The organism is Streptococcus suis (assembly GCF_016743335.1).
In the GTDB taxonomy this organism is placed as follows: domain Bacteria; phylum Bacillota; class Bacilli; order Lactobacillales; family Streptococcaceae; genus Streptococcus; species Streptococcus suis_Y.
In genome coordinates, this window is the sequence record NZ_WCJE01000020.1 from 1 (window position 1) to 20,285 (window position 20,285).

The 20,285-nt window shown below is 41.7% G+C and carries 16 protein-coding genes; 14 read left to right on the plus strand and 2 right to left on the minus strand.

Annotated elements, in window-relative coordinates; genetic code table 11:
• Positions 1–75: 75 nt before the first annotated feature.
• On the plus strand, positions 76–798 hold the full coding sequence (mecA, locus tag F9856_RS06870) for an adaptor protein MecA (protein ID WP_002938171.1): 723 nt from the start codon (positions 76–78) through the stop codon (positions 796–798).
• Positions 795–1,967 carry a glycosyltransferase family 4 protein gene (locus tag F9856_RS06875; RefSeq protein WP_202106156.1) on the plus strand — a complete coding sequence of 391 codons (1,173 nt, stop codon included), beginning with the start codon at positions 795–797 and terminating at the stop codon, positions 1,965–1,967. The genes mecA and F9856_RS06875 overlap by 4 nt, the downstream gene beginning before the upstream one ends.
• Before the next feature lie 120 nt (positions 1,968–2,087).
• On the opposite strand, the gene F9856_RS06880 is transcribed toward F9856_RS06875, so the two are convergent.
• Positions 2,088–3,851 carry an IS1634 family transposase gene (locus F9856_RS06880; RefSeq protein ID WP_202106157.1) on the minus strand — a complete coding sequence of 588 codons (1,764 nt, stop codon included), beginning with the start codon at positions 3,849–3,851 and terminating at the stop codon, positions 2,088–2,090.
• 855 nt (positions 3,852–4,706) lie between these two features.
• On the opposite strand from F9856_RS06880, the gene sufC reads away from it, so the two are divergent.
• From sufC to sufB, 5 genes are all read left to right on the plus strand, one after another.
• Positions 4,707–5,480 (plus strand): Fe-S cluster assembly ATPase SufC, encoded by a 774-nt coding sequence (sufC, locus tag F9856_RS06885; protein WP_002938165.1) that lies wholly within the window; start codon positions 4,707–4,709, stop codon positions 5,478–5,480.
• 16 nt (positions 5,481–5,496) lie between these two features.
• Positions 5,497–6,759: a Fe-S cluster assembly protein SufD gene (sufD, locus tag F9856_RS06890; protein WP_202106158.1), complete on the plus strand. Its 1,263-nt coding sequence runs from the start codon at positions 5,497–5,499 to the stop codon at positions 6,757–6,759.
• 3 nt (positions 6,760–6,762) lie between these two features.
• Positions 6,763–7,986 (plus strand): cysteine desulfurase, encoded by a 1,224-nt coding sequence (locus F9856_RS06895; protein WP_202106159.1) that lies wholly within the window; start codon positions 6,763–6,765, stop codon positions 7,984–7,986.
• Positions 7,973–8,413, plus strand: coding sequence for a Fe-S cluster assembly sulfur transfer protein SufU (gene sufU, locus F9856_RS06900; RefSeq protein WP_202106160.1), 441 nt, complete (start codon positions 7,973–7,975; stop codon positions 8,411–8,413). The genes F9856_RS06895 and sufU overlap by 14 nt, the downstream gene beginning before the upstream one ends.
• 351 nt (positions 8,414–8,764) lie before the next feature.
• Positions 8,765–10,180, plus strand: a complete 1,416-nt coding sequence (gene sufB / locus F9856_RS06905; RefSeq protein WP_002938151.1) for a Fe-S cluster assembly protein SufB — start codon at positions 8,765–8,767, stop codon at positions 10,178–10,180.
• A gap of 433 nt (positions 10,181–10,613) precedes the next feature.
• On the opposite strand, the gene pbp3 is transcribed toward sufB, so the two are convergent.
• Complete coding sequence (gene pbp3, locus F9856_RS06910) at positions 10,614–11,855, minus strand: D-alanyl-D-alanine carboxypeptidase PBP3 (RefSeq protein ID WP_202106161.1); 1,242 nt, start codon at positions 11,853–11,855, stop codon at positions 10,614–10,616.
• A 214-nt stretch (positions 11,856–12,069) separates the two neighbouring features.
• On the opposite strand from pbp3, the gene F9856_RS06915 reads away from it, so the two are divergent.
• From F9856_RS06915 to F9856_RS06945, 7 genes are all read left to right on the plus strand, one after another.
• Entirely contained in the window at positions 12,070–13,860 is a 1,791-nt protein-coding gene (locus F9856_RS06915) for an oligopeptide ABC transporter substrate-binding protein (RefSeq protein ID WP_202106162.1), read from the plus strand.
• A 375-nt stretch (positions 13,861–14,235) separates the two neighbouring features.
• Positions 14,236–15,234, plus strand: coding sequence for an ABC transporter ATP-binding protein (locus F9856_RS06920; RefSeq protein WP_002942324.1), 999 nt, complete (start codon positions 14,236–14,238; stop codon positions 15,232–15,234).
• A 2-nt stretch (positions 15,235–15,236) separates the two neighbouring features.
• Positions 15,237–16,178: an ATP-binding cassette domain-containing protein gene (locus tag F9856_RS06925; RefSeq protein ID WP_029750608.1), complete on the plus strand. Its 942-nt coding sequence runs from the start codon at positions 15,237–15,239 to the stop codon at positions 16,176–16,178.
• A 1-nt stretch (position 16,179) separates the two neighbouring features.
• The gene (opp4B, locus tag F9856_RS06930; RefSeq protein WP_002942327.1) at positions 16,180–17,136 is read left to right on the plus strand and encodes an oligopeptide ABC transporter permease; all 957 of its coding nucleotides are present in this window, start codon (positions 16,180–16,182) and stop codon (positions 17,134–17,136) included.
• A 13-nt stretch (positions 17,137–17,149) separates the two neighbouring features.
• On the plus strand, positions 17,150–18,052 hold the full coding sequence (locus tag F9856_RS06935) for an ABC transporter permease (RefSeq protein ID WP_202106163.1): 903 nt from the start codon (positions 17,150–17,152) through the stop codon (positions 18,050–18,052).
• A 121-nt stretch (positions 18,053–18,173) separates the two neighbouring features.
• Positions 18,174–18,539, plus strand: coding sequence for an Asp23/Gls24 family envelope stress response protein (locus F9856_RS06940; RefSeq protein ID WP_002939192.1), 366 nt, complete (start codon positions 18,174–18,176; stop codon positions 18,537–18,539).
• Positions 18,540–18,541: 2 nt separating this feature from the next.
• Positions 18,542–20,206, plus strand: coding sequence for a DAK2 domain-containing protein (locus F9856_RS06945; protein WP_105202939.1), 1,665 nt, complete (start codon positions 18,542–18,544; stop codon positions 20,204–20,206).
• Positions 20,207–20,285: the final 79 nt, after the last annotated feature.

A 20,285-nucleotide genomic window follows, 5' to 3' on the forward strand; every position in this document is an offset into this window, starting at 1 on the left:
GGTGGAAGATATGTATGAGTATTGAAAATGATTCATCAATTTTAAGAAATTGATGAATCAATGAATGAGGTAGTTATGAAAGTAAAGCAAATTAGTGATTCAACCTTGAAAATCACTATAAAATTAGATGATTTGGAAGAGAGAGGAATGGAACTTTCGGACTTTCTCATTCCGCAAGAAAAGACAGAGGAGTTCTTCTATACAGTTTTGGATGAATTGGATTTACCAATGACTTTCCGAGAAAGCGGTATGCTGAGTTTTCGTGTGACTCCGAAGCCAGATCGGGTGGATATCTTTGTTACCAAATCTGATTTGGATCAGAGCTTGAATTTCGATGAATTTACAGATTTGTCGGAACTTGGTGATGTCGCAAGTATGACTCCAGATGAGTTTTTCAAGAGTTTGGAACAAACCGTTCGTGAGAAAAGTGCACCGGATGCAACAGCCGTTCGTCATTTGGAAGAGGTAGAGCAAGAGGAAGAAGCAGATGAAGAGGAGCAAGAGCGCTATATTTACTATATTTTGGAATTTCCAACGATAGAGGATCTGTTTACTTTTGTTGGTACGGTTGATTATCCAGTAGAAGAATCGGAATTATATAAAATGGATGGTCACTACTACTTGACCGTTCTTATCAATGTAGAAAATCGTTCCAAGCAGTATCCAGGCTACATTCTCTCACGAATGTTGGAATTTACCAATGATACGAAGTTGACCAGACCTGCTTTACAAGAACACGGAACTTTGATGCTTCCGCTTGCGGCAATCGAGGAGCTTAGGAAGGTTCCGACAGTATGATTCCTTTTGCTCTAAAATACATAATGGTCATTATTACAACCATGGTCATATCAGCCATTGCGACCCCTTTGGTTCGTTTTATATCCCTGAGGGTTGGAGCAGTCGATAATCCCAATGCACGGCGGATAAATAAGGTGCCCATGCCTTCAGCGGGAGGTCTGGCCATCTTTGTGGCATTTACCATTTCTGTCCTATGGTTTTTACCAGGAATTGTTACCCGTGTCAATTACCATGGCACCTACTTGCATTATATCTGGCCCCTGGTCCTAGCATCCAGCATTATCGTTCTTACGGGATTCATTGATGATGTCAAGGAGCTAAAGCCTGCTCCTAAAATGTTTGGTATTCTAGCTGCAGCGACGATCATTTGGATTTTTACGGAATTTCGTTTTGATAGCTTTAAGATTCCTTTTGGAGGACCTTTCCTTCAATTTCCTATCTGGCTCTCTTTTCTATTAACGGTCCTTTGGATTGTTTCCATTACGAATGCAGTCAACTTGATTGATGGTCTGGATGGTCTGGTTTCGGGAGTATCGATTATTTCCTTGACAACGATGGGAATTGTGTCTTATTTCTTTTTGCATGATAGCAATATTTTTTTGACCTTAACCATCTTTGTTTTGGTTGCGGCGATTGTAGGTTTTTTGCCTTATAACTATAATCCCGCCATCATTTATCTTGGCGATACAGGAGCCCTTTTCATTGGGTTTATGATTGGAGTCTTGTCGCTTCAAGGACTGAAAAATTCGACAGCTGTTGCAGTGGTTACTCCGATGATTATTCTTGGAGTGCCTATTACGGATACTGTAGTAGCCATCATTCGTCGAAAATTGTCTGGACAAAAAATCTATGAAGCAGATAAGATGCATCTGCATCATCGCTTGCTCTCTCTGGGACTTACTCATCGTGGCACTGTATTGGTGATTTACGCCATCTCTTTCTTATTCTCCCTGACCTCTCTTTTGCTCAATGTTTCGAGTCGAATAGGGGGTATTCTCCTATTGGTGACCATGGGACTGGGGATTGAGATTCTCTGTGAATTGATTGGCATCTTTGGTATCAATAGAACTCCGTTGCTCAATCTTCTTCGGTTTATTGGTAATAGTAGTTACCGTCAAGAAAAAATCGCAAAGTATAAAAAGTGCTACGAAGAGAAAAAAAGAAAATAAGAATCTTTCTAAACAAGATAAGAGCCGTCAGGCTCTTTTTTTGATATAATCCCGTCTTTGACAGTTTGAAACGACAAAAACCTCCCTAACCCTATGCATATCAAGGGTTTAGAGAGGTTTTCATTTTATATCAAAAATGCGTACTTTTTCCCGATTTTGACGATTGTAAAATTTTTTCATCTTTTTTTCGCTAATAATTTGATAATCACTTCTGAAACCAAATGTCTGATGCAATTCATCAGTAATAGCGGTCCGAGTATAGTTTGGTAGGTAACCAAAACCAGGCAGATACTTAAAAGTGTATGACCGTAAGGTTTCAATCAGTTCTGTGCAAGTGAATTGTTTATGAAGGGCTAGTTCTAAGTAGCGATAGAGTATAAGAGCAAGAAAGCAAGTTGTAAAGTGAGCAGAAATACGATCTTCACGACTTAAATAAACTGGTCTAGCTTTCAATTCATGTTTCATAATACGGAAACATTCTTCAATTTCCCATCTTCTCTGATTAATGGAGACAATGGTCTCAATCGTATCGTCTAAGTTTGTCGTCACCGCATAAATCCCATCAAATCTTGCTTCAGAAAGAACACGATCCTCGTCCAACTCAATAAACGTTTTCTCAGCTATTTCCCCATCCCTTGTTGTCTCTGTTACTTTGAGGAAACGCTTTGGATCTGTAGATTGTTTTTTCTTGTAGCTAGCTGGTTTTCCCAGCCATTTTGAAGCACGTTGAATCTGGCGTTCGCGTATCTTTCTTTGGTAATCTCTGTATTTAGCTGAGAAGGTTACAATCAATCGTTGGTCTTCTAGACCGTCTTGAGGCATGGGGCATTCTTTGTAGAAGACTTGTCTGTAGAGAAGGTCAGGCTTGCTCTCGTCTAGTGCAGAAATATCATAGAATGTCCCAGACTGCTCCCCCATTAACCGCCAACCTGTAGAAGATGTTGCCCAGTCTTTGTCTTCTTTTTTTAACTTTTTGACAGATTGAGTTGTGACAAAAGCTCTCCCGCTGATGTTATTGTAGCGCTTATTACCAATAGAAGAAAGTCCAGCATCTGTACAGACCACAAATTGAGCTTTTTCAAAATCCTTGATAATCTTCTTCTCTAAAGGTTTCATGGTCGTCTGTTCGTTTGTGTTACCAGGTGTGATGGAGAAAGCTAAGGGAATTCCTTGAGAGTCCATAAATAGCCCCATTTGAACGATTGGATTTGGCCGATGTTCTTTCGAATAGCCGTATTGTCTCAGTTGTCCCTCCTCATCTTCTTCCTCAATTTCGAAATAGAAATTTGTACAGTCGTAATAGAGAACATCTGTTTTACGAGAGGAAAGAGTAGCTGAGTTTTTATAAAGTTGTTCCTGAATGAAATCCGTCTCTTTGGCAATAATTTCTAATCCTCGGTAGAGATGTTGGAGTTCAATCGTTGTAGGTTCTAGAAGGGTTTGTGAGAATTGAGCGGTAGACCGTTTAGAGGATGGGAATAGGATTCTGCCGTAGAGGAGGCGAGACAGAATGGTATCTAAGTGAAAACTAAAGTGATACCTTTTCTGAATATCGCGACAGATTTTATCCAATCCCAACTGATAATAGATATTCTGTAGAAACAAATATCCCCCATGATACTCATTTCGTTGGTCCTGTTTCAACTGCCTATTCTCATGAAGTTTGATTAAGATTTCTTGTTTATCTTCTTTATCGAGTTCGGTTAACTCTTTAGCCCGCAATTTTGCCCATTCCATAGGTTCCATTTCGGGATGTAGCTGTTGAAGAGTTTCGTGATTACCCAGATTTTCAACAATAGTTGATGTCCGTTTGTTTCCGACCTTGATATCTTTAATAATGGCATAATTGATTGTGTTTTTAGATACTGATTTTTTAACTCTCATGGATTCGCACCTCACTCTATTATATAACAGTACGAAAAAGTACGCAATAAATATGTGCAAGAATTTGACAAAAAAATAGCATCACATCAACGTTTGTGGCACTTTTGTGTCATTCAAACTGTCAAACTCCCGAGTAGTTACCGTCAAGAAAAAATCGCAAAGTATAAAAAGTGCTACGAAGAGAAAAAAAGAAAATAAGAATCTTTCTAAACAAGATAAGAGCCGTCAGGCTCTTTTTTTGATATAATATAGTGGATATGGTTAATTAATACTCAATGAAAATCAAAAGTAGCCTAGGAAACGAAGCCGAAGATAGAACTCTGTTACTATCTTATTTCAAGGTAACAGGCTGAAAACCTCCACTGGAGCTTTTCGCTCATCAAGGTAAGTTGACAACGGATAATTTTGATTTTCGAAGAGTATAAAATCGTCAGAAAAGACTATTTTATAGATTAACACTCTCTGAAAATCATCATTAACAAGAAAAGAGGCTGGGCTCAAGCCCCGCACCACTTCTCGAAGTTAGTGTCAACATCTCAGCGCAGTGGTTGATTGTCAGATTTGTTCGTGTTTTACACTCCAAATCTGACAATTACGACTGTTGCGAACAAAGTTCGCTCTATTTCCAACCTTAAAAGGTTCACTGAACCTTTTGAGCTGTGCGGGGGCGGGAGTGAAACAGTCTGGGAATAGACTGTTTCAGCTCAACAACTTAAAACTAGGACTTGTTGACGAACTCTTCTATGAATGGTCGGGTTCTTTCCCACTGCCAAAGTTGAGTCTTATCGGTGTATCTAGTTTGCTTGGTCAGTTAATGTGGTTTTTGAAGAGGAAAAAAATGAAAAGGAGCACAGCATGTCAGTATTAGAAATCAAAGACCTTCATGTGGAAATTGAAGGCAAAGAAATCTTGAAGGGTGTGAATTTGACCCTTAAAACAGGTGAAATTGCAGCCATCATGGGACCGAACGGAACAGGGAAATCCACCCTTTCAGCAGCCATCATGGGCAATCCAAGTTATGAAGTGACCCAAGGGGAAATTCTCTTTGACGGTGTCAATATTTTAGAATTAGAAGTCGATGAACGTGCCCGCATGGGACTCTTCTTGGCTATGCAATATCCGTCAGAAATTCCAGGGATTACTAATGCAGAGTTCCTCCGTGCCGCTATGAATGCTGGTAAGGAAGACGAAGACAAGATTTCTGTCCGTGATTTCATCACCAAGTTGGATGAAAAAATGGAACTCCTCAACATGAAAGAGGAAATGGCAGAGCGTTACCTCAACGAAGGTTTCTCAGGTGGTGAGAAAAAACGCAATGAGATTCTGCAATTACTCATGTTGGAACCAACCTTTGCCCTTCTTGATGAGATTGACTCAGGTTTGGACATCGATGCGCTTAAAGTCGTGTCAAAAGGAATCAATGCGATGCGTGGGGAAGGCTTCGGTGCCATGATTATCACCCACTACCAACGCTTGCTCAACTACATCACTCCTGATGTTGTCCATGTCATGATGGAAGGCCGTGTCGTACTTTCAGGCGGACCAGAATTGGCGCAACGCTTGGAAAAAGAAGGGTATGTCCAAGTTGCAGCAGAGCTTGGCATCGACTACAAAGAAGATGACATTTAAGTCTTTGGAGGAAGCTATGACCAAAGAAAAGATTCAAGAATTTTCAGCCTTGCAGGCAGAACCAACTTGGTTGACAGACCTGCGCCTTAAGGCTTTTGACAAAATAGCAGAGCTGGACTTGCCGGTTATCGAGCGGGTCAAATTTCACCGTTGGAACCTTGGTGACGGAAGCCTAGCCACAAATGATGAAATCGGGGCTGTTCCAGATTTTACAGCTATCGGTGACAATCCTATGTTGGTTCAAGTTGGCAGCCAAACGGTTTTAGAACAACTGCCCGCTGACCTAGTAGAGAAAGGTGTAGTCTTTACAGACTTTGCCTCAGCCATGGATGTCATTCCTGATGTCATTGAAAAATACCTCGGTGCTGCCGTAGCCTACGACGAGCACAAATTAGCGGCTTACAACACAGCCTATTTTAACGCAACAGCTGTCCTCTACGTGCCAGATAATGTTGAAATCGACCAGCCAGTTGAGGCCCTTTTCTACCAAGACAGCACTAGTCCAGTTGCTTTTAATAAACGTGTCCTCATCATCGCTGGAAAAAATGCCAAGCTTAATTATCTAGAACGCTTTGAAAGTCTGGGCGACGGCGCAGCAACGACTTCAGCCAATATTGTCGTGGAAGTAATCGCCCTTGCTGGTAGCCAAATCAAGTTTGCGGCTATTGACCGTCTTGGCAAGCATTTGGATACCTACCTCAACCGTCGTGGCTATCTCGGAAATGATGCAACGATTGACTGGGCGATTGGTCTGCTTAACGAAGGAAATGTGGTTGCCGATTTGGACAGCGAATTGAAAGGAAACGGCAGTCATGCCAACCTCAAAGTTGTCGGCCTTTCATCTGGTCGTCAGGTACAAGGTGTGGATACGCGCGTGACCAACTACGGTCATAATTCGGTCGGACACATCCTGCAACATGGGGTTATCTTAGAAAGCGGAACCTTGACCTTCAATGGTATCGGACACATTGTTCGTGGTGCCAAAGGTGCGGATGCCCAGCAAGAAAGCCGCGTCCTCATGCTGTCTGACAAGGCTCGCTCCGATGCCAACCCAATTCTCCTTATCGATGAGAATGAGGTCACAGCTGGACACGCAGCCTCAATCGGTCAAGTGGACCCAGAAGACATGTACTACCTCATGAGTCGCGGTTTGGACCGAGCAACTGCTGAACGCTTGGTTGTTCGCGGTTTCCTTGGAGCAGTCATTACCGAAATTCCTGTCAAGGAAGTTCGTGACCAACTGATTGCCGTGATTGAAGAAAAACTAACAAAGAGATAAGATATGGATTTGGAACGCATTCGCAAGGATTTTTCAATCCTAGACCAAGTTGTTAACGATGAGCCGCTGGTCTATTTGGACAATGCGGCGACCACTCAAAAACCGCAGCAGGTACTAGATGTGCTGGCGGATTATTACCAGAAGGATAATGCCAATGTCCACCGCGGCGTTCACACCCTGTCGGAACGGGCAACGGCTCGCTATGAAGCGGCTCGGCAGAAGGTGGCTGATTTTATCCAGGCCAAGTCTAGCAAGGAAATTCTCTTCACCAGAGGAACGACCACCAGTCTTAACTGGGTGGCTCAGTTTGCAAAGGAAATTCTCCAGCCAGACCAGGAAGTGATAATCTCGGTCCAAGAGCACCACTCCAATAACATCCCTTGGCAGCAAGCCTGTCAGCAAACAGGTGCCAAGCTCCGCTATGTGACCCTAAAAGACGGCGAGCTAGACATGGATCACCTGCGGTCGCTACTATCTTCCAAGACCAAGTTCGTCTCTCTAGCTCATGTGTCCAATGTCCTAGGCAGCGTGGCTCCTATCGGGGAAATAGCAGAGCTGGTGCATCAAGTCGGTGCCTACTTGGTGGTGGACGGAGCCCAATCAGTTCCCCACATGGCCGTCAACGTGCAAGAATTAGACGTGGATTTCTTTGCCTTTTCAGGTCATAAAATGTTAGGGCCGACAGGAATTGGCGTTCTCTACGGCAAGGAAGAATTGCTCAATCTCATGTCGCCAGTTGAATTCGGCGGTGAAATGATTGACTTTGTCTATGAGCAGTCAGCTACTTGGAAGGAATTGCCTTGGAAGTTTGAAGCTGGAACGCCCAATATTGCAGGTGCGATTGGTCTGGGAGCAGCCGTTGATTACCTGACCGAAATTGGTATGGACGCTATCCAGGCCCACGAGGCAGAACTGGTTGACTATGTCTTTCCAAAATTGCAGGCTATTCCAGGATTGAGCATTTATGGTAGTCAGGATCTGTCCAAGCGAACGGGAGTTATTGCCTTTAACTTGGACGACTTGCATCCACACGATGTGGCAACTGCTCTGGACTATGAAGGTGTTGCTGTGCGGGCTGGCCACCATTGTGCCCAACCGCTTCTCAGATATTTGCAGGTGCCTGCTACTGTACGAGCAAGTTTTTACATCTACAATACCAAGGCCGACTGTGATAAGTTGGTCGAGGCAATTATCAAGACAAAGGAGTTTTTCAATGGCCCTATCTAGATTAGACTCTCTTTATATGGCAGTTGTGTCTGAACACTCCAAGTCGCCTCGTCACCGCGGAAGTTTGCACGGAGTGGAAAAGTTAGAGCTCCACAACCCAACCTGTGGTGACGTGATTGAACTATCAGTCAAGATTGAAAAAGATGTGATTACTGATATTGCTTTTGACGGAGTTGGGTGTACCATTTCAACCGCATCGGCTTCTATGATGACTGAAGCAGTACTTGGCAAAGAAATCAGTCAGATTCAAGAACTAGCAGAAATTTTCTCACAAATGGTCCAAGGCCAAGAAGACCCACGCCAGAAGGAACTGGGAGACGCCTCCCTCCTCGCAGGGGTTGCCAAATTCCCCCAACGCATCAAGTGTGCCACATTACCGTGGAATGCCCTGAAGAAAGCACTGGAACGAAGTGACAGTGCTGAATGAGCATCAATATAGTCATTTAGTTTTTCTTTTATTACTTCGACGCAAGAGGAAACTCCGTTTCCTTATTTCCAACTTCAAACACTCCACTGGATTGTTTGAACTCGCTTTGCCATACTCTGCGGGGATGACTTGCTCCGCAAGTGCTATCTCCAACCTTGTACAGTCACTCGACTGTACAAGCAGTCTGCAGCTCGTTGCCTAGTACTAAAAGTAAACTAAAAGACTATAAATAAAAAATGAAAATCATACAGAAAGGATTGTTCAGTTTCTGATTGGAATTGAACAGGCCCAGGAAGCTTTGAAGAAAGCGTAACAGCATTCTCATACTTTTTGGGCTTAGTATCTTATATTATGTCAGAAGAAAGAATTGAACCAACCCCGATTGACCTTGGGGAATACAAATTCGGTTTCCATGACGAGAACGTGGAACTAGTGGCTTCAACTGGTAAGGGTTTGAACGAAGAAGTGATTCGTGAAATGTCCCGTATCAAAGGCGAGCCAGAATGGATGTTGGAATTCCGTTTGAAATCCTATGAAACCTTCAAGAAAATGCCCATGCAGACTTGGGGAGCCGACTTGTCTGAACTGGACTTTGATGATATTGTCTATTACCAAAAACCGTCGGATAAACCAGCACGGAGCTGGGACGATGTGCCAGACAAAATCAAAGAAACCTTTGAACGCATCGGTATTCCAGAAGCTGAGCGTGCTTACCTGGCAGGAGCTTCTGCCCAGTACGAATCAGAAGTGGTCTACCACAATATGAAAGAAGAGTACGACAAGCACGGCATTATCTTTACGGATACCGACACGGCTCTCAAGGAACATCCAGAACTCTTCAAAAAATACTTTGGAAAACTTGTTCCGCCGTCAGATAATAAACTAGCTGCCCTCAACTCAGCGGTTTGGTCAGGGGGCACCTTTATCTACGTACCAAAAGGGGTTAAGTTGGATATTCCGCTCCAAACCTATTTCCGTATCAACAACGAAGGAACAGGTCAGTTTGAACGCACACTCATTATCGTGGATGAAGGAGCAAGCGTTCACTATGTAGAAGGCTGTACGGCACCGACCTACTCAACGGCAAGTCTTCATGCAGCGATTGTGGAAATCATTGCCCACGAGGGTGCCTACATGCGTTACACGACCATTCAAAACTGGTCTGACAACGTCTATAACTTGGTAACCAAACGTGCCCGTGCCGAGAAAAATGCTACAGTTGAGTGGATTGACGGCAACCTTGGTGCCAAGACGACCATGAAATACCCAGCGGTTTATCTAGAAGGTGAAGGGGCTCGTGGAACTATGTTGTCTATTGCCTTTGCCAACAAGGGTCAGGTCCAAGATACCGGTGCCAAGATGATCCACAATGCACCACGGACTTCCTCTTCTATCGTATCCAAATCCATTGCCCGTGGCGGTGGAGAAGTCAACTACCGTGGTCAAGTGACCTTTGCTAAAAACTCAGCCAAGTCGATTAGCCACATCGAGTGTGATACCATTATCATGGATGATATTTCCAAGTCAGACACCATTCCATTTAATGAAATCCACAACTCACAAGTGGCATTGGAACACGAAGCCAAAGTATCAAAAATCTCAGAAGAACAGCTCTATTACCTCATGAGCCGTGGCCTATCCGAATCAGAAGCCACAGAGATGATTGTCATGGGCTTTGTCGAACCATTCACCAAAGAACTCCCAATGGAATACGCAGTCGAACTCAACAGACTGATTGCCTATGAGATGGAGGGGTCGGTTGGTTAGATTTTTGGCAATTTAGCAAACATGAGTTTGCTAAAAGCCAAAAAATCTCCAACCGAGGTTGGAGATAGAGAGCGACGGCAGTCGCTCTACTATGTAAATTTAGCAAACTAGTCTGGGAGACTAGATTACCCTACTGACATCGCTTCCTTACAGGAAGCGACATATAATACGGAGTTCCGCAGGAGCTCTCACCAACCGAGGTGGGAGATGAGGACTAGCGAAAGCTACTCTACATTGCAATGCCAACGCTCGTTGGAAATAAAGAGCAACGGCAGTCGCTCTTCTTTGTAATTCAGATAACCTTGTGACTCAAATAGCTTTAAAGCTATTCAAACCTGTCAAACTCTCCATCCGAGGCTGGAGATAAGAAGTAGCGGATGTCACTCTGCGATAAGAAAATAGTATGTCGAAAATCGTTCGACATACTATTTTTTTATAATTTTTCATTGACATAGCGGACAAATTGATTCCACCAAGAGAATGGCCAAGATGCTTCTTTCATATCGCTAGGGATAATCATATCGACACTGGCTTGCTCAGAAATATAACCTTTTCCTATGAGATCTTGATCTTTCAGTTGCAGTTTGCCAACCAAGGTCCCTGCTTTGAGGGGAGCATCAATTTCTTTTATATCCGTTGTGAAAGTTGCGGTGGGGACATTATCAGTTTGATTTCGTTGAACAACAGTTAAATCTGCTGCCGCAACAACAGGACTTGTTTCTTTTTCACCATTGAAAACCTTTATCTTACTATCTTCAAAAGCTTCACCTTTTTTTACTAGCGTAACAAGCGAAAAGTTAGAATAAACATAGTTCATCAAATCATTTGTCGCGACAAAACGATTTTCTGGAGAGGTCAGCCCATCAGTGGCATTCAATACTACTGTGATGATGCGCATACCAGCTTGTTGAGTTGTTGCAAGAAAACTTGAACCTGCTGAGTTTGAGGTCCCTGTTTTTAAGCCGTCAACCCCTCCACGAGCGTGAGTACCATCGCTTAGCATTTGGTTGGTGCTATAGTAAGTGTAGCCACCAAAATCGTAGGCGTTTAGTGAGGTAATGTCGAGAACCTGAGGATAGTCGAGTATTAATCGTCTTGCAATGATAGCAACATCTAGGGCTGAAAACATATTTACATCTTCAGGACTGGACCCTGGATAAATATTTTCACCCAAGTCGGTATTGTCTAGTCCAGATACATTGACAATCTTTGCGTCGGTAATTCCCCATTCTTGGACTTTTGCTTTCATTCGATCCACGAATGCAGCTTCGCTACCGGCTATTTTTTCTGCCAGAGCAATAATAGCACTATTGGATGATGTTATTAAAGAAGCGTTTAATAGGTCTCTTACTGAATAGGATCGTTCATCTAGGTTGACATTGCTTAATTCTGTATTAGAAGTGAGGCTATAGGGATAATCAGAAATATCTACCATAGTATCTAAAGTGATCTCACCCTTTGCCAGTGCTTCGTAGACCAGGTAAATGCTCAATGTCTTACTGATAGAAGCAATGCTTGCTTTGGTTTCGGCATCTTGCTCATACAAGATTTTGCCGCTACTTACTTCAACTGCGATAGCATGCTTGGCTGCAACAGAAAAATCTTCTGCTAAAATAGGTATGGAAGTAAAAAAAAGAGCAATAACTGTAGTGAGTGTTAGTAAAAATTTACGCATAATCATTCCTTTGGCTGTTATTTTGTTCTATTATATCACAAGAAATGTGAGAAAAATTTGGAAAAAATATGTAAAAAATAAGAAAATGCTGAAAAATTATGTTTTTACAAAATTTTCTGACAAAAAAGACTTTATTTAAGAAAAATTTATGATATAATAAATTCTATAACGACATATGATTATGTGTCAAACAAAAAGAAAACAGAGGTGTTTTATGAAAAAGACAACGAAACTTTTTGCACTTGCAGGTGTGACTCTCCTTTCAGCATCTGTTCTTGCAGCATGTGGTTCAAAACAATCAGGTGCAGCAAAACAGGAATTGTCATTCCCATCTGAAGTAAAACAAGATGGAACAGCAGTCGCAGATGCTCAATTGAAATATGCATTTGTTTCAGCTACAACTTCATCAGGTCTCTTGATTGACGAGTTGACTGAAAACACAACTGACTCAACATTTGGTGGAATGGTTGATATTTCAATGTTTGGTTACGATGGAGATCGTAAGTTAGATGATTCTGGTCTTGCTAAAGCTGAATTTGATGTAAAAGGTAAGAAAATCACTGTTAGTTTGACAGGTAAAGATTACAAGTGGTCAGATGGTGAGCCATTTACAATCAATGACTACATCTTTACTATCAAGTCAATGGCAAGCGAAGACTATACAGGTGTTCGTTTTGATGATAAATTCTTGAACATTGTGGGTATGGATGAATTTGTTGCTGGAACTGCTTCAGATATCTCAGGTCTTAAGAAAATTGACGACTACACAGTAGAATTGACTGTAAAAGAAATGTCGCCTTCAATGATGTATGCGGGTGGTGATGTCCCAGCTTATATCCAACCAGAACATATCTATAAAGATATCCCTGTTGCAGACTGGGAAAAGAGCGAGTACTCACGTACATCTAAACTTGTTGGTATGGGACCTTGGAAAATCAAGGAAATCGTAAACGGTGAGTCTATCACTTACGTACCAAACGAATACTTCTTCAAAGGTACAACGCCAAAAACAAGCTCATTGAAGATTGACATCGTATCTCCAGATACTATTGTTTCTGAAATGAAAGCTGGTAACTATGACATCGCAGATATGCCTGTTGACCAGTTGGATTCATACAAGGATGCTTCTAACTTGAATATCGTTGGTTCTTTGGACTCAGCTTATGAATACATTTCATTTAATTTTGGTAAATATGACGAGTCTGCTAAGAAAAACGTCATGGATGAAAATGCTAAGATGAATGATGTGAAACTTCGTCAAGCAATTGCCTATGCGATTGATACTAAGACAGCTGGTGAGTCATTGTACAATGGTCTTTACCACCCTGCAAACTCATTGATTATCTCATTCTTCGGCGACATTCATGATTCAGAGTTGGAAGGCTATTCATACGATCCTGAAAAAGCGAAAAAACTCTTGGAAGAAGCTGGCTACAAAGACGTAGATGGCGATGGTATCCGTGAAGGTAAAGATGGTAAAGAGTTCAAGATTACCTTTGCAGCTCGTAAACGTACGGAAGCAAACGAAGCACTTGTACAACAATACATTGCTTGGTGGAAAGAAGTTGGCTTGAACGTTGAACTTTACACAGGACGTACAGTTGAAGGTAAGTCGTTCTATAACTCAGTTCAGGCTAATGATGCTGCTATTGATATGTATGCTGGTGGATGGTCAACAGGTTACGATCCAAACCCAACAGGACTTTGGGGTCCAATCGCAGCCTTCAACATGTCACGTTTCGTGTCTGATGAAAATACTAAGTTGTTGAATGCAATCAGCTCAACAGAATCATTTGACGATAAGAAAAATGTTGAGAACTATAAGGCTTGGCAAAAATATGCTCACGAGCAAGCATTTGCTATTCCAACATTTGAATCTGAGTCAATCACAGCCCTTAACAAACGTGTGAAAAACTATGATTCTAACTATGGTTCAGCTTCAGAAAAAGGTATCGCTCTTGAAAATATCGAACTTACAGCTGATAAAGGTGTAGTAGCAGAATAGTCTGCAAGAAGACAATAGAATTTGAAAAAGCCAACTTGCTTGGCTTTTTTCAGATTGCTATTGGAATTTTCTGATAATTATGGTATAGTAGACTCAGTACACAAAAAATGAGTCACTACTAACAAAAACTCAAGATGGATCACATTAACCTACTCAATTTCTAATTGAGTCAGTATTAGGGATGGTCTTGATTTATGATTGGATATAGTACATTTTTTACTTATGGGTAACCGCTATCAAACGATAATTGATAGAAATATGTTATTCTAGAGTAGTTATATAAAGTCAGTTAATCAAACATTATATGAACTTGATAATCGTAAGGATATTGAATTGATTGAGCTTGATTAGCTGGCACATAAAGGAGGAAAAAGCGTGGCTACCGAAAAACCGCTTTTAGACATTAAAGATTTACACGTTGGTTTCCGTATTGGAGATGATTATTTTGACGCTGTTGACGGTGTTGACATCTCATTGCAAAAAAATGAAATTTTGGCAATTGTAGGGGAATCTGGTTGTGGTAAATCAACTTTGGCAACGACCATTATGGGCTTGCATAACCCTTTGAATACCAAAATCACAGGAAGCATCCAGTACAATGATATGGAATTGATTGGTATGGATGAAGCTAAGTACAATACGGTACGTGGTAATGATATTGGTATGATTTTCCAAGATCCTTTGGCTTCTTTGAATCCATTGATGACGATTGGTGCACAGATTGATGAGGCGCTGTTCTATCATACAGATTTGGATGCTAATGCCCGTACAGAGCGAGTTTTGGAACTCTTGGCTCAGGTAGGTATTCCAAATCCTAAGCGGACATTTAAACAGTATCCACATGAGTTGTCAGGTGGTATGCGTCAGCGTATCATTATCGCCATGGCCTTATCTTGTAAACCTCCAATTATTATTGCGGACGAACCTACAACAGCCTTGGATGTTACAATTCAAGCACAAATCTTGGATCTCTTAAATGATATTCAAGCGGAGACAGGTTCTGGTATTATTTTGATTACCCATGACTTGGGAGTAGTTGCAGAAACTGCTGATCGTGTGGCTGTCATGTACGGTGGTCAGTTTGTCGAAGTAGCGCCAGTAGAAGAACTCTTTACCAATCCAAAACATCCGTATACACGTTCGCTCTTGAAGTCAAATCCTCAATCAGGTAGCGAAGGAGGCGATCTTCATGTTATTGAAGGTATTGTGCCGCCGATTACAAAAATGGTTCGTAAGGGTTGCCGCTTTGCTCCACGTATTCCGTGGATTGGAGCAGAGGCTCATGAAGAGAATCCGAGCATGCACGAGGTAGGTCCAAATCACTTTGTTCGTTGTACCTGCCATGAGACATTCTATTTTGAAGGGGAGGCCTAATAGTGGGATTTATTGAAGTAAAAGATTTAAAAGTCCATTATCCAATTCGTAGTGGCTTCTTTAACCGTGTGACGGATCATGTCTATGCTGTCGATGGCGTTAATATTGAGTTTGAAGAAGGAAAAACCTATGGTTTGGTAGGTGAGTCAGGTTCTGGGAAATCGACCATTGGTAAGGCAATTATCGGTTTAGAGCGTGCCACTTCTGGTCAGATTATCTATGAAGGACAAAATGTAACCAACAAATCACGTGGTAAAAAAGGAAACTTTAATCGTGATGTTCAAATGATTTTCCAAGATTCTCTTTCAAGTTTTAACCCGAAAAAACGTATTTTGGATATCATTGCGGAACCAATCCGTAACTTTGACCGCTTATCTCCAGATGAAGAAAAGAAAAAGGTTCTTCATCTCTTGGATACAATCGGTCTAAATGAAGAAGCCTTGATTAAATATCCTCATGAATTCTCAGGTGGTCAGCGTCAACGTATCGGTGTTGCTCGTGCCTTGGCTAGTAACCCTCGTTTGATTATTGCTGACGAGCCGGTTTCTGCCTTGGATTTGTCTGTTCAGGCACAGGTCTTGAACTATATGAAACGTATCCAAGATGAGTTCAAGCTTAGCTATCTCTTTATTTCCCATGACCTCGGTGTTGTACAACACATGTGTGATGAATTGTTTATCATGTATCGCGGACGTTTCGTAGAGACAGGAAATAAGAACGATATTTATAATAATCCACAACATATTTACACTAAACGTTTGTTGTCTGCGATTCCATCAATTGATCCAGTAAATCGTTTGAAAAATAAGGAAAAACGTTTGGCTGCAGAGAAGGAGTACCAAGAAAAACAAGGTCAGTACTATGATGAAAACGGTCGTGTGTACGATTTGAAAGCTTTTTCAGCAACTCATCAAGTAGCCCTTCCAGAAGGAGGTAAGAACTAAGATGTGGAAAACAGTATTACGACGTTTGCTCATGATGATTCCTCAGATTATCATTCTGAGTGTCATTGCATTCTTTGTTGCGAAGATGATGCCGGGGGATCCCTTTACAGGATTGATTGACCCCAATATTGATCCAGCAATCATTGAACAAAAACGGATTGCGGCAGGTTACTATGACCCAATCCCTGTTCAGTATTTCCGCTGGGTAGGCAATCTTTTGCAAGGAGATTTTGGTCAGAGTGTTATTTTTAAACAACCAGTTGTTGATGTCATCATGCAACGTTTAAACAACACTATTTGGTTGTCTTTATTGACGATGGTGTTGACTTATTTGATTGCCCTTCCTTTAGGTATGATTGCAGGTCGTTACCAAAACTCGCTTGCAGATAAAATCATTGGCGTGTATAACTTCTTGACATTTTCAACTCCAACTTTCGTTTTTGCCATCCTTATGCTTTGGATGTTTGGCTTTAGTTTGGGTTGGTTCCCAACGCGTGGGTCGATTGACGGTGGTGTAGAAGGATTTGCAGCTATTCTCAGTCGCTTACACCATATGATTCTTCCAGCGATTACAATGGCAATTTTGTCAACAACAGTCACTATTCAATATCTTCGTACGGGGATTATCGATGCGAAGAGCCAGGACTATGTTCGTACAGCTCGTGCCAAAGGTGTTCCTGAGAGAGTTGTTTATAACCGTCATATCTTCCGGAATTCTATCTTGCCAATTGCATCTTTCTTGGGCTATGAATTGACAGGATTGATTGGTGGTTCTATCTTCATTGAAAATATTTTCACTTATCCAGGTATCGGTCAGTTATTCTATAACTCTATTTCTAGTCGTGACTATAGTGTCATCTTGGCTTTGTTATTGATATTTGGTATGGGTACCTTGTTGGGGACATTGATTTCAGATATTATCATGAGTATCGTGGATCCACGTATCCGTGTGAAATAGAAGGAGGAGTAAGGTGAGTAAAGAAAATAAAAAACAAGTACAATCTGCTTCAACTCCTCCAGGTGGCTTCCGTGTCATCGCGCGGGAGTTTATGAAGGATCGACTTGCATTGACCTCATTAATTATCTTAGTGACGGTTCTCTTGGCAGTCTTTATCGGAGCGCTTCTGTTGGATCAAGAACAAGTTATGAAAGTCAACCTTTTGGGACGTTACTTGGAACCAGGTGTTAACGGCTATATCTTGGGGACAGATGAAGGTGGTAAAGATATCTTTGGTCAGCTGATTATCGGTGCTCGTAACTCGATCATTATCGGTTTTACCATCACGATTATTACTAGTATTGTTGGTATCTCAGTTGGTCTCATCTCAGGTTATTATGGTGGTCGTTTAGACGGTTTCTTGATGCGCATTGTCGATTTTATCATGATTTTGCCGGTAACAATGTTGATTATTGTATTTGTAACAGTTATCAAGAACTATACGATCTATCACTTCATTCTCATCATGAGTGCCTTTTATTGGACGGCCAAGGCTCGTCTATTCCGTACAAGGACTTTGTCAGAGGCAAGTTTAGATTATGTCAATGCATCAAAAACATTGGGAACAAGCGACTTCATGATTATGTTCCGTGAAATTTTACCAAACTTAAGTTCATTGATTATCGTTAACTTGACCTTGAACTTTGCGGGAAATATCGGTATTGAGACTTCGCTGACTTATCTTGGTTTCGGTCTACCATCGACAGTACCAAGTTTGGGTACCTTGATTGCCAATGCCCGCAATGCAGATATTTTGGAAAACAAGACATGGATTTGGTTGCCAGCAGCCATCTTCATCCTTGTGATGATGCTCTGTATCAACTATGTCGGACAAGCTTTCCAACGTGCAGCAGATGCTAAACAGCGTTTAGGTTAATTGTGAAAAGGGTTCCTTTGGGAACTCTTTTTTTGTAAAATCCGATGTAACAAGCTTGTTTTTTACAGAAAGCAGAAAATGTGGTAAAATGGAGTGATAAAACTATTTGAGGTAACGAATTATGACTGTTAAAATCAATACTAAAGACGGCCAAATCGAATTGACTGATGACGTGATTGCCACAGTTGTTGGCGGTGCTACGACTGAGATTTTCGGTGTTGTTGGGATGGCTAGTAAGTCTGCGATCAAGGATAATTTTCAAGCACTTTTGAGAAAAGAAAATTATTCTAAAGGTGTTGTGATTAAGACCTTGGAAGATGGTCGCATTGCAGTCGATGTTTATACTGTGATGAGCTACGGTGTAAAAATCAGTGAAGTATCTCGCAACATCCAAGAACGCGTTAAGTTCAACTTGGAAAATCAACTAGGTATCTCTGTAGATGCCGTCAATGTCTTTATCCAAAATATCAAAGTCGTAGGAGAATAATTGTGTCTAAAATTACAACTAGTTTATTTCAAGAAATGGTGCAGGCAGCATCAACTCGTCTAAATAAACAGGCCGAATATGTGAACTCACTCAATGTTTTCCCTGTTCCAGATGGGGATACTGGTACCAACATGGGGATGACTATTACCAATGGTGCTAAAGAAGTAGCAGATAAGTCTGCTTCTACTGTTGGAGAAGTTGCGCAAATTCTTTCTAAGGGCTTGTTGATGGGAGCTCGTGGAAACTCAGGTGTTATTACGTCGCAATTGTTCCGTGGTTTTGGTCAATCTGTTAAAGGCAAGGTTGAATTGGACGGTAAGGATTTGGCGCAAGCCTTTCAACATGGTGTAGAAGTGGCTTATAAAGCCGTTATGAAGCCAGTTGAAGGTACAATTCTTACTGTTTCGCGTGGGGCAGCCACTGCCGCTTTGAAAAAGGCAGAAGAGACTGATGATGCGGTTGAGGTCATGCGTGCCACTCTTGACGGTGCTAATCGTGCTCTTAAGAAAACGCCAGAGATGCTTCCAGTATTGAAGGAAGTTGGTGTTGTCGATTCAGGTGGTCAAGGTCTGGTCTATATCTACGAAGGCTTCTTGTCAGCTTTGACGGGTGAGTATATTGCTTCGGAAGATTTTGAGGCGACACCTGCTGTTATGTCTGAAATGATCAATGCTGAGCACCACAAGTCAGTTGCAGGTCATGTAGCGACGGAAGATATTACCTTTGGTTACTGTACAGAAATCATGGTAGCTCTTCGCCAGGGTCCTACTTATGTCAAGGACTTTGATTATGAAGAATTCCGTGACTACCTTAACGACCTTGGGGATTCTCTCCTTGTGGTCAACGATGATGAAATCGTTAAAGTCCATGTCCATACAGAAGATCCAGGTTTGGTCATGCAAGCGGGTCTTCAATATGGTAGCTTGGTCAAGGTAAAAGTGGACAATATGCGTGAGCAACATGAAGCTCAGGTTGAGAAAGAAGAAAGTTTCCAAAAACCGGCTGAACAAAAAGAGTATGCTATTATTGCGGTAGCTGCTGGGGAAGGTTTGACAGAAATCTTCAAATCACAAGGTGTTGACTATGTGATTTCAGGTGGTCAGACCATGAACCCATCAACAGAAGATTTTGTCAATGCTATTGAATTGGTCAATGCCCGCAATGTCATCTTGTTGCCAAACAACAAAAATATCTTGATGGCTGCTCAGACGGCTGCTGAGGTTGCAGAAGTTGCGGTTAAGGTTGTGGAAACTAAGACCCTACCACAAGGTTTTACTAGCTTGCTTGCTTTTGATCCAAGTCGTGATTTGGAAAGCAACTTTGAAGCGATGACGGCATCTCTCGCAGAGGTGAAAAGTGGTAGCGTGACAACTGCAGTCCGCGATACAACCATTGACGGTCTTGAAATCCATGAGAATGATAACCTTGGTATGGTTGATGGCAAGATTGTGGTTTCTAATCCAGATATAATGGAAACACTTGTCGCTACCTTTGAGAAAATGCTCGATGAAGATAGTGAAATCGTAACGATCTATATCGGTGAAGATGGTGATGAGGAACTCGCTCAAACTCTTGCTGAACAGCTAGAAGAACAATTTGAAGATGTTGAGGTTGAAATCCATCAAGGAAATCAACCAGTCTATCCATATCTTTTCAGCGTAGAATAAACAAAATCGCAGGCTCTGGCTTGCGATTTTTTCTGTCGACTTGTCTACAATTTCCAGTAGACCTATGACAAACTACTGG